The 19,269-nt window shown below is 71.2% G+C and carries 13 protein-coding genes; 6 read left to right on the top strand and 7 right to left on the bottom strand.

The annotated features are described in order from the left end of the window. Positions 1-136: 136 nt before the first annotated feature. The 6 genes from ABNT58_RS02260 to ABNT58_RS02235 are packed head-to-tail and all read right to left on the bottom strand — an operon-like array spanning position 137 to position 6,968. Complete coding sequence (locus ABNT58_RS02260) at positions 137-1,270, bottom strand: Gfo/Idh/MocA family oxidoreductase (RefSeq protein ID WP_348751889.1); 1,134 nt, start codon at positions 1,268-1,270, stop codon at positions 137-139. Then, the gene (locus ABNT58_RS02255) at positions 1,267-2,292 is read right to left on the bottom strand and encodes a sugar phosphate isomerase/epimerase family protein (RefSeq protein WP_348751888.1); all 1,026 of its coding nucleotides are present in this window, start codon (positions 2,290-2,292) and stop codon (positions 1,267-1,269) included. The genes ABNT58_RS02260 and ABNT58_RS02255 overlap by 4 nt, the downstream gene beginning before the upstream one ends. Before the next feature lie 7 nt (positions 2,293-2,299). After that, positions 2,300-3,283, bottom strand: a complete 984-nt coding sequence (locus tag ABNT58_RS02250; protein ID WP_348751887.1) for a substrate-binding domain-containing protein — start codon at positions 3,281-3,283, stop codon at positions 2,300-2,302. A 58-nt stretch (positions 3,284-3,341) separates the two neighbouring features. Further along, positions 3,342-4,355, bottom strand: a complete 1,014-nt coding sequence (locus ABNT58_RS02245) for an ABC transporter permease (protein ID WP_348751886.1) — start codon at positions 4,353-4,355, stop codon at positions 3,342-3,344. Then, complete coding sequence (locus ABNT58_RS02240; protein WP_348751885.1) at positions 4,330-5,826, bottom strand: sugar ABC transporter ATP-binding protein; 1,497 nt, start codon at positions 5,824-5,826, stop codon at positions 4,330-4,332. Before ABNT58_RS02240 ends, ABNT58_RS02245 begins: the two co-directional genes overlap by 26 nt. Next, a complete protein-coding gene (locus ABNT58_RS02235) occupies positions 5,823-6,968 on the bottom strand; it encodes an ROK family protein (protein ID WP_348751890.1) in 1,146 nt (381 codons plus the stop codon). Before ABNT58_RS02235 ends, ABNT58_RS02240 begins: the two co-directional genes overlap by 4 nt. Before the next feature lie 251 nt (positions 6,969-7,219). Between ABNT58_RS02235 and ABNT58_RS02230 the strand changes: the two genes are divergently transcribed. The 3 genes from ABNT58_RS02230 (at position 7,220) to ggt (ending at position 11,152) form a co-directional block, all read left to right on the top strand. Further along, positions 7,220-7,924: a dienelactone hydrolase family protein gene (locus tag ABNT58_RS02230; RefSeq protein WP_348751884.1), complete on the top strand. Its 705-nt coding sequence runs from the start codon at positions 7,220-7,222 to the stop codon at positions 7,922-7,924. Between the two features lie 13 nt (positions 7,925-7,937). Further along, entirely contained in the window at positions 7,938-9,089 is a 1,152-nt protein-coding gene (locus tag ABNT58_RS02225; RefSeq protein ID WP_348751883.1) for a PHB depolymerase family esterase, read from the top strand. A 92-nt stretch (positions 9,090-9,181) separates the two neighbouring features. Then, positions 9,182-11,152 carry a gamma-glutamyltransferase gene (gene ggt / locus ABNT58_RS02220; protein ID WP_348751882.1) on the top strand — a complete coding sequence of 657 codons (1,971 nt, stop codon included), beginning with the start codon at positions 9,182-9,184 and terminating at the stop codon, positions 11,150-11,152. A gap of 27 nt (positions 11,153-11,179) precedes the next feature. On the opposite strand, the gene ABNT58_RS02215 is transcribed toward ggt, so the two are convergent. After that, positions 11,180-13,423 carry a hypothetical protein gene (locus ABNT58_RS02215; protein WP_348751881.1) on the bottom strand — a complete coding sequence of 748 codons (2,244 nt, stop codon included), beginning with the start codon at positions 13,421-13,423 and terminating at the stop codon, positions 11,180-11,182. A 203-nt stretch (positions 13,424-13,626) separates the two neighbouring features. Here ABNT58_RS02215 and ABNT58_RS02210 point away from each other — a divergent pair, with 203 nt between their 5' ends. From ABNT58_RS02210 to ABNT58_RS02200, 3 genes are all read left to right on the top strand, one after another. Continuing rightward, positions 13,627-15,171 (top strand): methyl-accepting chemotaxis protein, encoded by a 1,545-nt coding sequence (locus ABNT58_RS02210; RefSeq protein ID WP_348751880.1) that lies wholly within the window; start codon positions 13,627-13,629, stop codon positions 15,169-15,171. A 79-nt stretch (positions 15,172-15,250) separates the two neighbouring features. Further along, the gene (recC, locus tag ABNT58_RS02205) at positions 15,251-18,574 is read left to right on the top strand and encodes an exodeoxyribonuclease V subunit gamma (RefSeq protein ID WP_348751879.1); all 3,324 of its coding nucleotides are present in this window, start codon (positions 15,251-15,253) and stop codon (positions 18,572-18,574) included. Next, on the top strand, positions 18,571-19,269 hold a 699-nt coding region (locus ABNT58_RS02200; RefSeq protein WP_348751878.1), incomplete at its 3' end, for a UvrD-helicase domain-containing protein. The genes recC and ABNT58_RS02200, both read left to right, overlap by 4 nt.

The following is a 19,269-nucleotide window of genomic DNA, read 5'->3' as shown; positions in this document are numbered from 1 at the left end:
TCCAGACCATCACCCCTCGGTACAAGCATTTCTGGCATCCCCATCCTCACTTCTGATGAGGGGTGTACCACTTCAAACGCTTTGGGACAAGGCGGGGCATGCCGGGATGGCCCCGACGCCACACGCGGGCGACCGCTCAGGCCAGACCGTGCCAGCCGCCGCCCGAGCCGACCACCGCCTCCACGAACCCCACCCCACGCGCGCCCTCCTCCACCCGCGGATAGTCCGTCAGCAGCGGGTCGGCCGTCGCGCCACCCTGCCGCGCGCGGATGTCCGCGGCCAAGCCGCGGTACACGTTGGCAAAGGCCTCGATGAAGGCCTCCGGGTGGCCGGCCGGCAGCCGGCAGGCGGCCTTGGCGGCTTCGCTGAGCCACGGTGCGTTGCGCGTCAGCACGCGCTTCGGGCCGTCGGCCGGCGCGTGGATCAGCAGGTTGGGTTCTTCCTGCCGCCAGTCCAGATAGCCCTCGCTGCCGAACACCCGCAGCCGGATGTCGTTCTCGCAGCCGGCCTCGATCTGCGAGCACAGCAGCACACCCTTGGCGCCGCCCTTGAAGCGCAGCAGGATGCTGGCGTCGTCGTCCAGCTGGCGGCCGGGCACAAAGGTGCTCAGGTCGGCGCACAGGCTCTCGATCTGCAGGCCGGTGACGGTGGCGATCAGGTGCTCGGCATGGGTGCCGATGTCGCCCACCGCGCCGGCGGCGCCGCTGCGCGCGGGGTCGGTGCGCCAGTCGGCCTGCTTGCTCTGAACCTGTCTAGACAACCAGCCCTGGTGGTATTCCATCACCACCTTGCGGATGCTGCCGATCGCGCCGCGCCGCACCAGCTCGCGCGCCTCGCGCACCATCGGGTAGCCGCTGTAGTTGTAGGTGACGCCGAACACGGTGCCGGCCTGCTGCACCGCCTGCACCAGCTGGCGCGCCTGTTCGCTGGTGTGCACCAGTGGCTTGTCGCACACCACATGAAAGCCGGCCTGAACGAAGGCCATGGCCACCGGAAAGTGCAGGTGGTTGGGCGTGACGATGCTCACCGCGTCCACCCGCTCTTCGGGCGGGCGGCGCAGTTCGTCGGCCAGCAACTCTTGCCAGCTGCCGTGGTTGCGGTCGTCGGCCAGGCCCAGGTCGCGTCCGGAGGCGCGTGAACGCTCGGGCGTGCTGCTCAGCGCGCCGGCCACGAAGTCCCATTGGTCGTCCAGCGCCATCGCATGGCGGTGCACCGCGCCGATGAAGGCGTCGCGACCGCCGCCGACCATGGCCACGCGCAGCCGCCTCATGCCGCGGCCCCTGGCGTGCCGTCGCTGCGGCCGAAGACGTCGTCGAAGGCGCCGCCAGCCGGCGGAAAGTCGAGCCGGCGGGTGAAGGCAGCGCTTTCGGTGGCGCCATGCACACGGTCCATGCGGCTGTCTTCCCACTCGATGGACAGCGGGCCGCGGTAGCCGATGTCGTTGAGCGCGACGAAGATCGACTCGAAGTCGATCATGCCGCGGCCCACGCTGCGAAAGTCCCAGGTGCGGCGTGCATCGCCAAAGCTGGTGTGCCCGCCGAAGGTGCCCACGGTGCCATCGCCCTTGCCCCACCACACATCCTTCATGTGCACGTTGTGGATGCGCTCGGGGAAGGTGCGCAGGAACTTGACGTAGTCCACGCCCTGGTAGCCGAAGTGGCTGGGGTCGAAGTTGAAGCCGAAGCGCCGGTGCTGGTGTACGGCCTGCAAGGCCCGCTGCGCGGTGGCGATGTCGAACGCGATTTCGGTGGGGTGCACCTCCAGCGCGAAGTTGACGTCGCACTCGTCGAAGGCCTGCAGGATGGGCGCGAAGCGGCGGCCGAAGTCTTCATAGCCCGCATCCCAGAAAGCCTGGGTGGTGGGCGGAAAGGCATAGATCGCATGCCAGATCGACGAGCCGGTGAAGCCCGTCACCGTCTTCACGCCGAAGGCCTTCGCCGCGCAGGCGGTGTCGGCCATCTCCAGCGCGGCACGCTGGCGCACGCCTTCGGGCTCGCCATCGCCCCACACATGCGCAGGCAGGATCTTCTGGTGGCGGGCGTCGATCAGGTCGCACACCGCCTGGCCCACCAGGTGGTTGCCGATGGCCCAGCATTGCAGGCCATGCGCCTGCAGCAGCGCACGCTGCTGCTGCACGTAGCCCGGCTCCTTCAGCGCGCGCTGCACGTTGAAGTGGTCGCCGCCGCAGGCCAGTTCCAGGCCGTCGTAGCCCATGCGTTTGGCCAGCGGGGCCAGTTCGGCCAGCGGCAGGTCCACCCACTGGCCGGTGAAAAGAGTGACGGGGCGTGCCATGGCGGCCTCAGAACGGCGAGTTGGGGAAGTAGAAATCCTTGGCGTTGTCCTTGGTGATCAACACCGACGGGATGATGGTGGTGGGCGGCAGCTTGTCGCCCTTCAGGCGCGCCTCGGCCGTGAGCTTGATGGCGTCGTAGATGAACTTGGGCGAGTACGACACGTTGGCCTGGATGCGCGGGTCCTTGCCGTCCATCAGCGTCTTGACCATGCCCTTGGCGCCGGCACCGCCGAACACCAGCTTGATATCGGTGCGCTTGGCCTGGTCGATGGCCTTAAGCACGCCCACAGCCATGTCGTCGTCGGCCGCCCACACCGCGTCGATCTGCTTGAAGCGCGTCAGGTAGTCCTGCATCACCTTGAAGGCGTCGTCGCGGTTCCAGTTGGCGTACTTGGCGTCCAGCAGCTTGATGTCGGGGTAGCCCTTCATCACCGCGTTGAAGGCGTCCATGCGCTCGTTGTCCAGCGTGGTGGCAATGCCGCGCAGCGCCACCACGTTGCCCTTGCCGCCCAGCGCCTTGGCGATGTACTCGGCCGGCACCTTGCCGAAAGCGGTGTTGTCGCCGGCTACGTAGGCGTCTTGAGCGCTGGTGTCGGTCAGGCCGCGGTCCACCACGGTGACGTACACGCCCTTGCCCTTGACCTGCTGCACCGGCTTGGTCAGCGCCGCCGACTCGAACGGGAAGATGACCAGCGCGTTGATCTTGTTGGCGGTCACCAGGTCCTGCAGCTGGTTGGCCTGCTCGCCCGCGTTGGCGGCGGTCTTGATCGTCACCTTCAGGTTCTTGTGGGTCTTTTCCAGCTCCTTCTTGGCCTCGTTGGCCCACCAGACGATGCCGCCGGTGAAGCCGTGCGTGGCCGCCGGAATGGCCACGCCCAGGTTGACGGTGCCGGCCGGCGCCTGGGCGCGGGCGGTGGGGGCCAGGGCCAGCAGCGCGGCGCTTGCAGCGGCGGCCAGCAGCGCGGTGCGGCGGGTGGTGTTGGGGGTCATGTCTCGTCTCCTTGGGTTGGCGGGAACAAGGCCCTTGCACGGGGCCGGAAAAAAGCGTTCAGCGGCGGCGCCTTTGCAGGAAGGCCACCACGATGATCACGAAGCCCTGCACCGCGGCATTCAGGTACACGCTGATGATGCTGGTGAGGTTGAGGATGTTGCTGATGACCGACAGCAGGATGGCACCCACCACGGTGCCGGTGATGCTGCCCGCGCCGCCCTTGAGCGCGGTGCCGCCCACGATCACCGCGGCAATGGCTTCCAGCTCCCAGAGCAAGCCGGTGGTGGGCGAGGCACTGCCCAGCCGCGGCACGTACAGCAGCGTGGCCATGCCCACGCACACGCCCAGCAGCACGTAGGTGAGCACCTTGATGCGGTCCACGTCCACCGCGGCATAACGGGCCACCTGCTCGTTGCTGCCGATGGCCTGCACATAGCGGCCATAGGCCGTGCGGTTGAGGATGAGGCCGCCCAGCGCCGCCACCGCGACGAAGACCCACACCGGCACCGGCACGCCCACCAGCGCGGCGTAGTACACCGGGCTGTAGGCATCGCTCAGCGTGTTGTCCAGCGTGATGGCGCCGCCGTTGGAAAAGTAGGTGAGGTAGGCGCGGAAGATACCCAGCGTGCCCAGCGTGACGATGAAGGGCTCGATGCGGCCGCGGGTGATCAGCAGCCCGTGCGCCAGCCCGAACAGCGCGCCCAGCAGCAGCGCAAAGCCCATGCCCAGCGCCACCACCAGCACCGGCTGCAGGCCCTGCTCGCCCAGCGCATTCATCAGCAGGATCACGCTGCCGGCGATCAGCGCCGCCATCGAGCCCACCGACAGATCGATGCCGCCGCTGATGATGACGAAGCACATGCCCACCGCGATGATGCCGATGAAGGCCGTGCGGGTGAGCACGTTCATCAGGTTGTCGAAGCTGGCGAAGTCGCTGTTGAGCAGCGTGCCCGCCACCAGCAGCAGCACCAAGCCCAGCACCGGGCCGAGGCCATGCAGGCGGCCGGCGCCGCCGCGGTGGCCCTGCGCTGGGGCGGGCGTCTTGTCAGTGCTCACGGGTTCCGGTGGCATGGGCGATCAACTCCTCTTCGGTCAGGCCGCTGCCCTGCACCACCGCCATCAGGCGGCCCGCACGCATCACGGCCACGCGGTGGCACAAGCCCACCAGCTCCATCAACTCGGACGACACCACCACCACGCCGCGGCCCTGCCGGGCCAGCTGCTGCACCTGGCCGTAGATGTCGCGCTTGGCGCCCACGTCCACGCCACGGGTGGGCTCGTCCAGCACGATCACGCGCGGGTCGGGGTGCAGCACCTTGGCCAGCGCCAGCTTCTGCTGGTTGCCGCCCGACAGCGACGAGGCCGGGATGTCCAGCGTGCCGGTGCGGATGCCGAAGTCCTTCACCGCCTGCTGCATGGCCGCGCGCTCGGCCGCCGGCTGCAGCCAGGGCCGGGCATAACGCGCCAGCGCCATCAGCGTCAGGTTTTCCTTCAGGCCGAAGTCCACGTGCAGGCCCTTGCCCTTGCGGTCTTCGCTGAGGTAGGTCAGGCCCAGGCGGGCGGCCTCGCGCGGGCTGCGGATGCGCACCGGCCGGCCGGCCAGTTCCAGCTGCTGCACCGTGTGGGGCCGCAGGCCCAGCAAGGCCTCGAACAGCTCGGTGCGGCCGGCGCCCACCAGACCGGCAAAGCCCAGGATCTCGCCGGGCCGCACGTCGAAGCCGATGTCCTGCGCCCAGCCCGGCACCGTCAATCCCTGCACCCGCAGCAGCGGCGGCACGTCCAGCGGCGGTGGCGGGTCCTTGGGCGGGTACAGGTCGGCCAGCTCGCGGCCCACCATCAGGTTGGCCATCTCGCGGCGCGTCAGGCTGGCGGTGGGCGCGCGGGTGACGAAGCGGCCGTCGCGCATCACCACCACTTCGTCGGTCACGCGCTCCACCTCGTCCAGCTTGTGGCTGATGTAGAGGATGGTCACGCCCTCGGCCTTCAGCCGCGCGATCAGGTTGAACAAGGCTTCGGTTTCGCCGGGCGTCAGCGTGGCGGTGGGCTCGTCCATCACCAGCAGGCGGGCGCGGCGGGCCAGGGCCTTGGCGATTTCCACCAGCTGCTTTTCGGCCACGATGAGCCTGCGCACCGGCGTGTCGGGGCTCACGGCTAGGCCCACCTGGGCCAGCGCCTGCGCGGCCTCGGCCCGCATGGCCGCATCGTCCAGCAGCCAGCCGCGTTTTTTCTCGTGGCCCAGGAAGATGTTCTGCGCGATCGTCAGGTCTTCGGCCAGGTTGAATTCCTGGTGGATGAGCACGATGCCGGCCGCCTCTGCCTCGCGTGAGCCGGCAAAGGCCACTGGCTGGCCGCCGATGCGCAGCGTGCCGCCGCTGGGCTGCTCATGGCCCGCGAGGATCTTCATCAGCGTGCTCTTGCCGGCGCCGTTTTCGCCCAGCAGGCCCACCACCGTGCCGGGCTGCACCTCGAAGCTCACGCCATGCAGCACCTGCACCGGGCCAAAGCGCTTGGTGATGCCCTCGAACTGCACCTGCAGGCTCATGCGGCCACCCCTTTCAGCATCGCCTGCTGCAGCGCCAAGGCACCCGCGCCCACCACGCCGGCCTCGTCGCCCAGCGGCGTGTACTGGATCTCCAGGTGCCGGGTGCTCAGCGCCAGACTGCGGTGGTAGATGCTCTGCCGCACGCTGGCCAGAAACAGCGGCCCGGTGCGGGTGACGCCACCGCCGATGAACACATGGCTGGGGTTGAAGAAGTTGACGACCGAAGCCAGCATCTGTCCGATGAGGGCACCGGCCCGCTGCACGATGGCATTGGCGGCTGCATCGCCCGCGCGGCTGGCCTGGGCCACGTCGGCGGGGGTCAGCTGGCCACGTTCTTCCAGCAGCTGCGCCAGCATCGGGCTCTTGCCGGCCTGCGCCGCCTCGGTGGCCATGCGGGTGATGGCGGGGCCGGCGGCCATCGCTTCCACGCAGCCCAGGTTGCCGCAATGGCAGCGCGGGCCCTGCGGGTCGACGCAGATGTGGCCCACGTCGCCGGCCGAGCCGTTGACGCCGCGGTACACCTGGCCCTGGCACACGATGCCGCAGCCGATGCCGGTGCCCACCTTGATGACGACGAAGTTCTTCAGGCTGCGCTGCAGCCGCCACAGCTCGCCCAGCGCCATCAGGTTGACGTCGTTGTCCACGAACACCGGCGCCGCATAGTCGGCGCGCAGGTCGTCGCGGATCGAAAAGCCGTCCCACTCGGGCATCAACGGCGGCGCCACCAGCTGCGCATGGTCGAAGTCCACCGGCCCCGGCACACCCAGCCCGATGGCCAGCACCTGGCGCGGCGTGGCGCCACAGCGGGCCAGCAGCTCGCGCAGCAAGGCCCGCACGCGGCTGAGCACCAGGCCCGGGCCGCGGCGCACGTCCATCGCCTCGGCATGGCGCTCCAGGATGCGCAGGTCGGGCGTGAGCACGGCCACGTCCAGCCCGGTGGCGCCCAGGTCCACCGCCAGCACCACACCCAGGCTGCGCGCCAGTCGCAGGGTCTCGGCACGGCGGCCGCCGGTGCTGGCCTGCGGGCCGGCCTGTTCCAGCAGGCCCTGGTCCATCAAGGAGGCCACGGCGGCATTGGCCCGGGTGCGGGACAGCTCGGCCCGTTGGGCCACGGCCTCGCGCGGCAGGCCGGTGCTCCACATCACGGCGTCCAGCACGGCCTTTTCGCCGCCTGACAGCGCGGCCCAAGGGTTCAGCACAACCCGCCCATCTGGTCTTGTCTCCTGTACGGCATGGCCGCTTTCTGCGGCGGCGCGGGGCGATCCTAGGCGGCCTACTTTCGCCTATCAACAACAAACTTCAAACCGTTGCGGGCGGAAGTCAGCCCGCGCGGCAAGGGCTTGGCATCTCACCCACAATCGGCCGCCCATCCCCAACCAGCACAGGAGTACGCATGAGCAGCCAGTGGATCGACATCACCGCCCAGGACGGCGGCCAGTACGGCGCCTACCTGGCACTGCCGCCGGCCGGCACGGGCCCGGGGCTGGTGCTGTTCCAGGAGATCTTCGGCGTCAATGAACACATCCGCGCGGTGGCCGACCAGTACGCGCTCGACGGCTTCGTGGTGCTGGCGCCCGACGTGTTCTGGCGCGATGCGCCGCGCGTCGAACTGGGATACACCGGCGACGACTTCGACCGCGCCATCGCGCTGATGAAGGCCGCCCAGCCCGAGCAGCTGGCCGCCGACATCAAGACCACCGTGGCCACGCTGCGCGCCCGCCCCGAGGTGGACGCGGCCGGTGGCAAGGTGGGCGCCATCGGCTACTGCATGGGCGGCCGCCTGGCCTACATCGCTGCGGCTGACCCCGGCGTGGAAGCCGCCGTGGCCTATTACGGCGGCGGCATCCACGACCAGCTGCAGCGCAGCGGCAGCATCAGCTGCCCCATGCTGTTCCACTACGCCGAACAGGACCACGCCATTCCGCTGGACAAGGTGGAAGAGGTGCGCAAGGCCTTTGCCGGCAAGCCGGCCGAGCTGCACGTCTACCCCGGTGCCACCCATGGCTTCAACTGCTGGATGCGGGGCTCCTACCACCCGGCATCGGCCGCGCTGGCGCATGGGCGCTCGCTGCAGTTCCTGGCCAAGCACCTCTTCTGACCCGGCCACGCCCGTGGCCAAACGCAGCCTGCTCGGCGCCTGGACCCGTCTGCTCAACCGCAGCGGCCAGGCCTTGACGCGGGCGGCGGTCAAGCAGCACAAGGCGCTGCTGAAGTCGGCCGGAAAGGCCGCGGCCAAGACCACCGCCAAGCCTGCCGCGGCCCGCAAGAAGGCCACGGCCAAGGCGGCCCCCAGGTCCGCCGCACCCCGGCGCCCGGCCACCCGCGCCGGCCGCATCGTGCAGCCGGCGCTCCAGGCCCTGGCCGAGCAGCAGCGCTTCCCCCGCGCCTCCGGCGACTGGCTGCCCGGCCTGGCGGTGGGCCCGGCGGGCGCACGGCGCTTCACGCTGTACCGGCCGGCCGCCTTGCGCGGCGGGCTGCTGGCACGGCTGCCGCCCGCGCCGCTGGTGGTGATGCTGCATGGCTGCGCGCAGAACGGCCGCGACCTGGCCTTCAGCAGCCGCATGCATCGGCTGGCCGACCGGCACGGCTTTTTCGTGCTGTACCCCGAGCAGGACACGCTGGCCCACCCCCAGGGCTGCTGGCGCTGGTACGACGTGCGCGCCGGCCATGCCCAGGCCGAGGCGCAGACGCTGCAGCTGATGGTCGACCAGGTGTGCCTGCGCCACCCGGTGGACCGCCGCCGCGTGGCCGTGGCAGGCTTGTCGGCCGGCGCCGGCATGGCCGCGCTGATGGCCACGCGCGAGCCGCTGCGTTATGCCGCGGTGGTGATGCATTCCGGCGTGGCGCCGGGCAGCGGCCGGTCCACCGCCACCGGCCTGCAGGCCATGCGCGGCCATGGCCGCGTGGCGCTGCCCGAAGGCCCGGTGCCACCGCCGCTGCTGGTGCTGCACGGGACGGCGGACCGACTGGTTGACCCCGTCAACGGACGGAATTCCGTCCAGGCCTGGGCGCAGGCCCATGGCGCGCGCACCGGCACGGCGCGCCAGGTGCAGCGCGGTGCCCGCCATGCGATGACGGTGACCGACCACCGCGGCCCGGGCCGGCGCCTGGTGGCCCGGCTGTGCGAGATCGACGGGCTGGGCCATGCATGGAGCGGCGGCGCCGCCGACCAGGCCCACAGCGACCCGCAGGGGCCCGACGCCACGGCCCTGGCCTGGGCCTTCCTGCAAGCTTGCTTTCGGCAAGCATCGGGTACTACGTAGGACGTTCCTGCATGGTTCTTGCTGATACTCGCTGCCTCGGTTGTGGGCCACAGTGACCCGCCCCGCCGAAGTGCATATCAGGAGAACCCAGTTTGTCTACTTCCCTTCGCCGCGTGTTGATCCTCACGCCGCTGGCGGCCGCCAGCGCCTTCGCCCTCTCGGGCTGCTTCTTCAGTGACTCCGACGGGCCCGACACCGGTTGCGAACTGCTCAGCGACAGCGGCGGCACCGTGGTGGTGGGCTCAGGCCTGCCCGGCGACCCGGCCGCCCCCGAGCCCGCCAGCGGCTACCGCGTGGGCAAGAAAGTTGTCTATGCAAGCAAGTACATGGTGGCCACGGCCAATCCGCTGGCCAGCAAGGCCGGCTGCGAGGTGCTCAAGAGCGGCGGCAGCGCGGTAGACGCCGCCGTGGCCGTGCAGGCCGTGCTGGGCCTGGTGGAGCCGCAGTCCAGCGGCATCGGCGGCGGCGCCTTCATGCTGCACTTCGACGCCAAGACCAAGGCCGTGACCGCGTACGACGGCCGCGAGACCGCGCCGGCCACCGCCACCGAGAACTACCTGCGCTGGGTCGATGACACCAACCGCACCACCCCGGTGCCCAGCGCCCGCGCCAGCGGCCGCTCCATCGGCGTGCCCGGCGCCGTCAAGATGCTGGGCCTGGCCCACAGCGAGCACGGCAAGAAGCCCTGGAAGGACCTGTTCCAGCCCGGCATCGACCTGGCCACCAACGGTTTTGCCATCAGCGGCCGCATGGCCGATGCCATCGCCGGCGCGGCCACCAACTTCCTGCGCGACGCCGACGCCACCGCCGCCTACCTCAATGCCGATGGCTCGCCCAAGGCACTGGGCACCACCTTCAAGCTGCCGGCCTACGCCGCCACCTTGACCACGCTAGCCAACAACGGCGCCGATGCGCTGTACACCGGCCCGCTGGCCCAGGCCATCGTCAGCAAGGCCGGCCAGACCGTGGGTGCCAACGGTGCGCCGCTGACCCCCAGCCTGCTCACGCTCAGCGACCTGTCGAGCTACCAGGCCAAGAAGCGCGAAGCCATCTGCACCACCTACCGCAGCACCTACATGGTCTGCGGCATGCCGCCCCCGTCGTCGGGCGGCCTGGCGGTGGCGCAGATCCTGGGCATCGTCGAGAACTTCGACCTGGCCCAGTACAAGCCCACGGCCATCGACCTGGAAGGCGGCAAGCCCACGGTGATGGGCGTGCACCTGGTGGCCGAAGCCGGCCGCCTGGCCTATGCCGACCGCAACAAGTACGTGGCCGACACCGACTTCGTGGCCCTGCCCGGCGGCTCGCCCGCTGCGATGCTGGACAAGAACTACCTGAAGAGCCGCTCGCAGCTCATCAGCATGACGCGCAGCATGGGCACGGCGCAGCCGGGCAACTTCGGCACCGCCACGCCCACCGGCACCAGCAATGCGCCTGAAGCCGGCACCACGCACATGACCATCGTGGACAAGGACGGCAACGTCGTGACGATGACCACCACGGTGGAATCGGGCTTCGGCTCCTTCCACATGACCAACGGCTTCATCCTGAACAACCAGCTGACCGACTTCGACGCGGCACCGACGGACGCCACCGGCGCACTGATCGCCAACCGCGTGCAGCCGGGCAAGCGCCCGCGCAGCTCGATGGCGCCGACGCTGGTGTTCAAGCTGGATGCCGCAGGCAAGGCCGGCGACTTCGCGATGGCCACCGGCTCGCCGGGCGGCGCCACCATCATCCAGTACGTGGCCAAGACCGTGGTCGGCGCGCTGGACTGGGGCCTGGATGCGCAGCAGGCCACCTCGCTGGTGGACTTCGGGGCGGCCAACAGCGCCACCACCAACGTGGGCGGCGAGCACCCGAACATCAACGCGGCCAACAACGGCGCCAACGACCCGCTGGTCACCGGCCTGCGCGCGCTGGGTCACACCGTGAGCGTGAGCGCCCAGAGCAGCGGCATCGGCACCATCATGCGCAGCACGGTCAACGGCCGCAGCGTGCTGGCCGGCGGCGCCGACCCGCGCCGCGAAGGCCTGGTGCTGGGCGACATCGTCAAGCCCTGAGCCTGACCGGCCCCGCGCGCTGCAGCGTCAGCGCGCGGAGGCTGCGCCGGCCGCTGGCACCACCGCGGCGCTGGCGGCTGGCGTGGCCGCCACTGCCGAAGCCGGCCGCGCGGCCGGCACCGCGCTGGCGGTACCCGGCCACCAGCGCTCCAGCCAACCCAGGCGCCAGGCCCCCACGCCCAGCGCCACCACCAGGGCCAGCGTGCCCAGCGTCCAGCCCCAGCCATGCCGCTCGGCAAAGGGGTCGGGCCGGCGCACCGTGCCGGGCGGCAGGTGCGCCGTCTGCGACAGCGATGCCCCCAGCCGCACATTGAGCTGCATGCGGCCGTTGATGGCCCAGCCGCTGGCGTCCAGGATGGGCCCCAGGCTGCGTTGGCGCAGCTTCAGCCACGCGATCAGCATGCTGGGCCCCGAGATGGACAGCACGATGCCGGCCAGCGCCACCGGGATCCACCAGCCCAGGTCGACGAACTTGGTGAACACGCCCACCAGCACCGCGCTGATGCTGCCCAGCGCCACGCCCAGGGCAGCGACGGTGCCCACGTCGATGCGGCCCTTGCCGGCCGCCGCCGCATCGGCCGGCGCCGCGGCCACGCCGGCCACCGGCGGCGACTTGTCGGCGGTGGCGATGCGGCCGGCCCAGCCGCCCAGCTTGCCCTGCGCCGCGGTGTCGCTGGCGGCGGCGCGCTTGGCCACCTGCTCTTCGATCATGCGCAGGAACTTCTTGTACGGCGACAAAAAGGCCTGGCGGATGCTGATCGGGTTCTCGATCACTTTGACGATGCGCGCGTCCCAGTCCTGGCCTTCGCGGTCGTAGAACAGGCCATTGCGGCCGACGAAGAGGAAGTCCACGTCGCCGGCGGTGAAGGCGGCGGCGATGGTCATCTTCTGCGTGCCGCGGGTGCATTCGCAATAGGCCAGGTAGGCCTTGGCCAGGCCGGCGATCACCGCATGCTTGGCCGCGTCGGCCACGTTCACCGTCAGGTCGCAGCTGCGGCCATCGAGGAACAGCCGGCCGGCCTGGAACACCGCGCCTTCGCGGCGGTAGAAGGCCGCGAAGCTGACGAAGTTGCGCAGCAGCACCAGCAGGTCGCGCTGCAGGCGCAGCAGCTTTTCGAGGTCGTTCACATGGCCGTGCAGCGGCGCGGCGGCCTTGTCGTCGGCCATCAACTGCAGCAGCCGGGCGCGCATGGCCGGCAGGTCGTGGCCCACCAGGGCCTGCAGGTCGGCCGACGACAGGCCGGCCAGCGGACCGGCCGGGCGCGCGGCCAGCCATTGCCGGCACGGCGCCACACGGGCCTTCAGGCGCTGCCAGCCGGCTTCGTCCAGCTCGGCGGCGTCGCTGCCCAGCAAGGGCTGCACGGCTTCGGTCCGCAGGCGCTGCAGCGCAGCCTGCCAGGCAGGGTTGGCGCCTTCGCCCAGTGGCAGCGGCCGGTGCGCACCCACCGGCGCCAGCGGCAGCGCCTGCAGCGGGTCGGTGGCCAATGAAAGGCGCACCGCGGCCAGCTTGCGCAGCTCTTCCACCGGAGGGGCATTCAGCGCTTCGGCGGCGGCGGGGTCGTAGCTGGCCAGCCGGCAGCGGGCGAAGTAGTCCTCCACCTTGTCGTGCACCGCGTCCACCGCCTGGGCGGCGGGGCGCATGGTGCCGCAGTCGGCCTCGCCGCGGGCGTGCCAGTCCAGCAGCGCCTGCACCGCGTCGAAGAAGGCGGTGGCGCGGGTCTCGTCCACGCCCATCGCGCCGCTGGCGTCGGCCACGCCGCCCTGGGCCTGCAGCACCTGCTCGATCACCGCCTTCAGCGCCGCGCCGTCGCCCGCGGTGGCGGGCGTGACGATGCCGTCGCCGTTGAAGCGCTCGGCCGCCAGGTGCTTCTGGCGCTCGGCGATCTCGTCCAGGCCGATGTCGGGCGCCTCGGCATGGCCATGGCGTTCCAGCGTGCGGCGGGCCTCGGCCCGCATCGCCGGGCCTTCACCGGCTTCGGCCAGCGCGTCCAGCGCCAGGCGGTCGCCGCCACGGATCAGCTGCTCGGGGTCTTTCAGCCGCTCGCAGGCCCAGCGGCAGGCGGCCAGCAGCTCGGGCGCGCGGATGCGGCCGTCGTGGTCGGTGTCGATCAGGTCGAGCGTGCGGGTGTCGAAGTGAATGCCCCGGGTGGGGCAGGCCAGCCCCACCCACAGCTTCTGATCCAGCTCATGCAGGTGGGCGATGTCGGCGCCGCTGGCGATGACGACCTGGTCGACACCCCCCGCGCGAAAGAACTGCCAGGCGTGGGCCATGAACAAATGCGCCCACTGAAAAGGGCCGAAAAACAAGGGCGCGCGAGTATCGCCTCAGCCACCTGGCCCGCGCTGTCAGTCCTGTCCGACAACCCAGGGTTTTCCCTGGATTGTTTCAAGGCGAGCCGCTGGCAGGCCGACAAGAAGGGCTGCGTTCCAGGCCGGCCGCGTCGCGCCGCCCGTGTGCATCAGAGAAGGACCCCATGCGCACCAACCTGCCCGTTTCCCAGCGCGAGTACCGCTTTGCCGATGGCGTGACCATCGTCTCGACCACCGACCTGGACAGCCGCATCACCTACTGCAACCCCGCCTTCATCGAGGTGAGCGGCTTCACGCAGGAAGAATTGCTGGGCCAGCCACACAACATGGTGCGCCACCCCGACATGCCGCCCGAGGCCTTCCGCGACATGTGGGACACGCTGCGCGCCGGCCACCCGTGGATGGGCCTGGTGAAAAACCGCCGCAAGAACGGCGACCACTACTGGGTGGTGGCCAACGTCACGCCGCTGATGCAGGACGGCGCGGCCGTGGGCTACCTCTCGGTGCGCACGCAGGCCAGCGCCCAGCAGGTGCAGCAGGCCGAGGCGTTGTACGCCCGCATGCGCGCCGAAGCCGCCGCCGGCCCGCTGCGCACCCGGCTGCGGCGTGGCGAGCTGGTGCCCACGCCGGCGCAAAAGGCGCGGCTGCTGGCCCAGCGTGCGCTGCGGCTGGCCGCCGCCGCAGCTTCGGCCGGTGCGGTGGCCGGCATGGGTGCCTGGCTGGCAGGCCCGGTGGGTGCCGGCGTGGGCGCGGCCGTGGCCGGCGCCGCCATCTCGGCCCAGGCCCGCCGGGCGCTGATGCAGCGCGCCGACACGCTGGTGGCGGCGGCCAACCGGCTGGCGGCCGGCGACCTCTCGGTGCGCATCGACAGCAGCCGCTACGGCGCTTTCGGCGCACTGGCGCGGGCGCTGAACCAGGTGATGGTGAACATGCAGGCCATCGTCAGCGACGTGCGCAGCCAGGTCACCGGCGTGAGCAATGCCAGCTGCGAGATTGCCAACGGCAACAACGACCTGGCCGCCCGCACCGAGCAGACGGCCGCCAACCTGCAGCAGACCGCGGCCTCGATGGACCAGATGTCCAGCACCGTGCGCCACAACGCGGCCACCGCCGAAGAAGCCACCACGCTGGCCACCAGCGCCTCCGAGGCGGCCGAACGCGGCGGCCTGGCCATGGGCGAGGTGACGCACACCATGGGCGCCATCGCCGAGTCGTCGCACCGCATCGCCGACATCATCGGCGTCATCGACTCCATCGCTTTCCAGACCAACATCCTGGCGCTCAATGCCGCGGTGGAAGCCGCGCGTGCGGGTGAACAGGGCCGCGGCTTCGCGGTGGTGGCCGGTGAGGTGCGCATGCTGGCCCAGCGCAGCGCCCAGGCCGCGCGCGAGATCAAGACGCTGATCGACGATTCGGTGAAAAAGGTGAACGACGGCACCCGCCTGGTGGGCGCCGCCGGCCAGACGGTGCACGACATCGTGCGCCAGGTGCAGCACGTGAGCCAGCTGATCAACGCCATCGGCGACACCACGCGTGAGCAGACCGGCGGCATCGACCAGATCGGCCGCGCGGTGACCCAGCTCGACGAGATGACCCAGCAGAACGCCGCGCTGGTGGAGCAAAGCGCCGCCGCCGCCGAAACCTTGCGCGGCCAGGCCCGCGCGCTGGGCGAGGCGGTGGGCATCCTGCGCCTGGGTTGCAGCCGCTGACACAGCGGCACGCCGGGCGGGCCACCGTTCCGGGGTAGGCTCTGCAGCCTTGCCGACCCGCGGCGCCCGCCGCCCGCCGATGCTGCAGATCCACTTTGCCAACCGCCTTGAAACGCTGACGCTGCAGCTGCTGGCCCGCCTGCGGTCCGACGGCGAAACCGATCCGCTGGCGCCGGCGCAGGTCATCGTGCCCAGCGCCGCGATGCGCCGCCACCTGACGCTGCGCGCCGCCGATGCCCAGGGCGTGTGCGCCAATGTCGAGTTCACCTTCCTGGCGCAATGGCTGTGGCAGCAGATCGGCCGCGTGCTGCAAGGCGTGCTGCCCGAGTCGCCGTTTTCACCCGACGTGATGGCCTGGCGGGTGTATGCCGCCTTCGGCGATCAGGAGTTCGTGGCGGCCCATCCGCGCCTGGCCGCCTACCTGGCCGAGGCCGACCCGGTGATGCGCCTGGACCTGGCCCGCCGCAGCGCCGGCCTGCTGGAGCAGTACATCACCTACCGCGCCGACTGGCTGGCCCGCTGGGAAGCCGGCGAGCCGGCCGACCTGGGCGCAGTGGACGACAGCGCCCGTGCCGACGAAGCCTGGCAGGCCGCGCTGTGGCGCCGCATCGTGGCCGAGCTGGCCTTGAAGCAGGACCCGGCGCAGCAGCTCATCAGCGTGCTCGAAGGCCCTGACGGCCCGGCGCTGGCCGCCGCGGCCGGCCTGCCTGCCAGCGCCCATGTGTTCGCGCTGCCGGCCATGCCGCCGCAGTACATCCGGCTGCTGCAGGCGCTGGGGCGCTGCATGCAGCTGCAGGTGTATGTGCTCAACCCCTGCCGGGAATACTGGTTCGAGGTGATCGACCGCCGCCGCCTGGCCCACCTGGCCGCCCGCGGCCAGGAAGCGCTGCACGAAGAAGGCAACCACCTGCTGGCCGCCTGGGGCCGGCAGACGCAGGCGCAGATCGACCTGCTGGTGGAAGCCGCCGGCGAGCAGATGGTGGACGACGCGATGTTCAACCCGGCCATCGGCGGCACGCTGCTGGCCGAACTGCAGAACGCGGTGCTCGACCTGGTGGAGCTGCCACCCGCCAGCGTGGCGGCCGACCGCAGCATCGAGGTGCACCGCTGCCACTCGCTCACCCGCCAGCTGGAAGTGCTGCAAGACCAGCTGCTGGCCATGTTCACCGACCCGTCGCTGCCCGGCCTGCATCCGTCCGACGTGCTGGTGGTCACGCCCGACCTGGACGCCGCGGCGCCCTTGATCGATGCGGTGTTCGGCACCGCACCGCCCGAGCGGCAGCTGCCCTTTGCCATCACCGGCCGGCCGCGCAGCCGCATCAACCGCTGCGCGCGGGCGATGCTGGAGCTGCTGGCGCTGGTGGGCTCGCGCCTGCCGGCCAGCGGCCTGCACGGCCTGCTGCAGCAGCCGGTGGTGGCGCGCCGCTTCGGCCTGGACGCGGCGGCGCTGGACCAGGTGCAGCAAGACATGGCCGAAGCCGGCGTGCGCTGGGCGCTGGACGCGGCCCACCGCGGCAGCTTCGGCGTGCCGGCCCAGGCCCAGCACACGCTGGACGACGGCCTGGCGCGGCTGTTCCTGGGTTATGCGCTGCCTACCCAGACCCACCAGCCCTTTGCCGGCCGCCTGCCCGCGGGCGACGTGGAAGGCGCCAGCGCCGACACCCTGGGCGCCTTCTGGCGTTATGCCCAGGCGCTGGGCCAGCTGCACCGGCGCTGTCGGCAGCCGCACACGCCGGCCGGCTGGCAGGCGGTGCTGCAGCAGGCGATGGACGACTTCATCGCGCCCGAAGCCGATGAGCTGGAAGACCTGCGCGAGCTGCGCCAGGCGGTGCAATCGGTGGTGGCGGCGATGACGCTGGGCGGCTTGGCCGAGCCCGGCGCTGCGCCCCTGCCGCTGGCGGTGCTGCGCCATGCGCTGGAACAGGCACTGGACGACCCCGCCCGCGGCGGCGTGCCGGGCGGCGGCATCACCTTCTCGTCGATGAGCAGCCTGCGCGGCCTGCCCTACCGGGTGATCTGCGCCATCGGGCTGGACGACGGCGCCTTTCCGAGCACGCCGCGCGAATCGGAATTCGACCTGATGGCGCTGCGCCCCCGCCGCGGCGACCGCCAGCGCCGCTTCGACGAACGCAACCTGTTCCTCGACCTGCTGCTGGCCGCGCGCGACCGGCTGCTGCTGGCCTACACCGGCCGCAGCGTGCGCGACAACAGCGAGCTGCCGCCTTCGGTGCTGGTGGCCGAGCTGCTGGACACGCTGGCGCCCGCGGTGAAAGAAGGCCGCCAGGCGCTGCTGGTGGCCCATGCGCTGCAGCCGTTTTCGCCCGAGAACTTCCACCCCGACGGCGACGCGCGCCAACGCAGCTTCCACCGCGAATACGCCGAGGCCCTGGCCCGGCAGGCCGCCCAGCCGGCGGCGCCGGCAGGCACCTGGGCCGAGCAGCCGCTGCCTGAGGACGATGCGGACGACGACGCCGCCCCCGCCCTGCCCGCCGCGCCGCTGTTCGCCCGCCCGCTGCCACCCCCGGGCGACGAATGGCGGCAGGTGTCCATCGGCCAGCTCACCGAGTTCTTCCGCCACCCCAGCCGCGCGCTGCTGCGCCGCCGGCTGGGCCTCGACCTGCCCCGCGCTGCCGACGAACTGCAGGACGACGAACCCTTCGTGGCCGACCGCACCGGCCGCCAGGCCCTGGCCGAGCGCCTGCTACCGCTGCTGCTGGACCCGACCACCGCCGACACGCTGGACGACGCGCGCCTGCAGGCCCTGGCCGCTGCCGGCACCGAATACCCGACCGGTGCCCTGGGCGAACAACAGCGCAACGCCGAGCTGGCCCGGCTGCAGCAGTTCGCGGCCCAGGTGCGTGAAGCGCTGCAGGTGCCGCCGCTGCCCGCGCTGCACGGCCAGCTGCCGCTGGACCTGGCAGGCGAAGCCTGGCAGCTCAGCGGCAGCTGGGCCGACCTGCGACCCGAGGGCCTGGTGCGCTGGCGCTACGACGACACCCGGCCGGTGGACTACCTGCAGGCCTGGCTGCCCCACCTGCTGCTGAACGTGGCGCGGCCGGGCAGCGCCAGCCGCTTCATCTCGCGAGACGGCAGCTTCACGCTGCGGCCGGTGGCCGATGCGCCGCGCCACCTGCACACCCTGCTGAACTTGTATAGACAAGGCCTGCAGCAGCCGCTGCACTTCTTCGCCAAGACCTCGTGGGCGCAGGCCACCGGCGCGCCACGCAGCCAGGTGGAAGCCACCTGGCGCACCGGCCCGCGCCGCCCTTATGCCGAAGAAGCCGACGCCGCCCACCGACTGGCGTTGCGCGGCCTGCCCGACCCGCTGGACGACACCTTCGAGCAAGTGGCCGAAGCCGTGTACCGACCCCTGCTCGACCACCTGGACGACGCCCGCCTATGACTCCGCTGGACGTGTTCCGCTGCCCGTTGGGCGGCATCAACCTGATCGAGGCCTCGGCCGGCACCGGCAAGACCTGGAACATCTGCGGCCTGTACCTGCGGCTGCTGCTGGAACGCGACCTGCCGGTGCAGCACATCCTGGTGGTCACCTTCACCAATGCCGCCACCGCCGAGCTGCGCGAGCGCATCCGCAGCCGGCTGGCCGAGGTGCTGGCCTGGCTGCGTGGGCCGCAGCCCGCCGAAGGTGCCGATCCCTTCATCACCGGCCTGCTGACCGCGCTGCGCGACGACGCCGGCCTGGACGACGCCACCATGGCGCAGCGGCTGCACCTGGCGCTGCAGACCTTCGACGAAGCGGCCATCTTCACCATCCACGGCTTTTGCCAGCGGGCGCTGGCCGATGCGCCCTTCAGCGCGCAGATGCCGCTGTCGCTGGAGCTGATGGCCGACGACACCGAGCTGCTGCATCAGGTGGCCGCCGACCTGTGGCGCCGCCATGTGGCCGGGCCCGGCCTGTCGCCGCTGCTGGCGGCCGAGCTGGCCGGCGCGGGTGATACGCCCGCCACCTGGGCAGCCCTGATCAAGCGCCGGCTGGCCAAGCCCTTGTCGGCGGTGCTGTGGCCCGAAGGGCTGGACGATGCGCCCGACGCACAAAGCCTGGCCGCGCCGCTGCAGGCCGCGCACGACGCTGCCCGC

It is taken from the genome of uncultured Aquincola sp., assembly GCF_964001545.1.
Classification (GTDB): Bacteria; Pseudomonadota; Gammaproteobacteria; order Burkholderiales; family Burkholderiaceae_C; genus Aquincola.
The sequence above is the reverse complement of the archived record's forward strand: the minus strand, read 5'-3'. Positions and strand labels throughout refer to the sequence as shown.

What these genes read in the sequence shown, in the direction of transcription:
- ABNT58_RS02245 (WP_348751886.1), bottom strand. Translation starts at nt 4,355, where the DNA reads ATGCCACCGGAACCCGTGAGCACTGACAAGACGCCCGCCCCAGCGCAG.
- ABNT58_RS02230 (WP_348751884.1), top strand. Translation starts at nt 7,220, where the DNA reads ATGAGCAGCCAGTGGATCGACATCACCGCCCAGGACGGCGGCCAGTAC.
- ABNT58_RS02210 (WP_348751880.1), top strand. Translation starts at nt 13,627, where the DNA reads ATGCGCACCAACCTGCCCGTTTCCCAGCGCGAGTACCGCTTTGCCGAT.
- recC (WP_348751879.1), top strand. Translation starts at nt 15,251, where the DNA reads ATGCTGCAGATCCACTTTGCCAACCGCCTTGAAACGCTGACGCTGCAG.
- ABNT58_RS02215 (WP_348751881.1), bottom strand. Translation starts at nt 13,423, where the DNA reads ATGGCCCACGCCTGGCAGTTCTTTCGCGCGGGGGGTGTCGACCAGGTC.
- ABNT58_RS02255 (WP_348751888.1), bottom strand. Translation starts at nt 2,292, where the DNA reads ATGGCACGCCCCGTCACTCTTTTCACCGGCCAGTGGGTGGACCTGCCG.
- ABNT58_RS02235 (WP_348751890.1), bottom strand. Translation starts at nt 6,968, where the DNA reads ATGTGGAGCACCGGCCTGCCGCGCGAGGCCGTGGCCCAACGGGCCGAG.
- ABNT58_RS02240 (WP_348751885.1), bottom strand. Translation starts at nt 5,826, where the DNA reads ATGAGCCTGCAGGTGCAGTTCGAGGGCATCACCAAGCGCTTTGGCCCG.
- ABNT58_RS02260 (WP_348751889.1), bottom strand. Translation starts at nt 1,270, where the DNA reads ATGAGGCGGCTGCGCGTGGCCATGGTCGGCGGCGGTCGCGACGCCTTC.
- ABNT58_RS02250 (WP_348751887.1), bottom strand. Translation starts at nt 3,283, where the DNA reads ATGACCCCCAACACCACCCGCCGCACCGCGCTGCTGGCCGCCGCTGCA.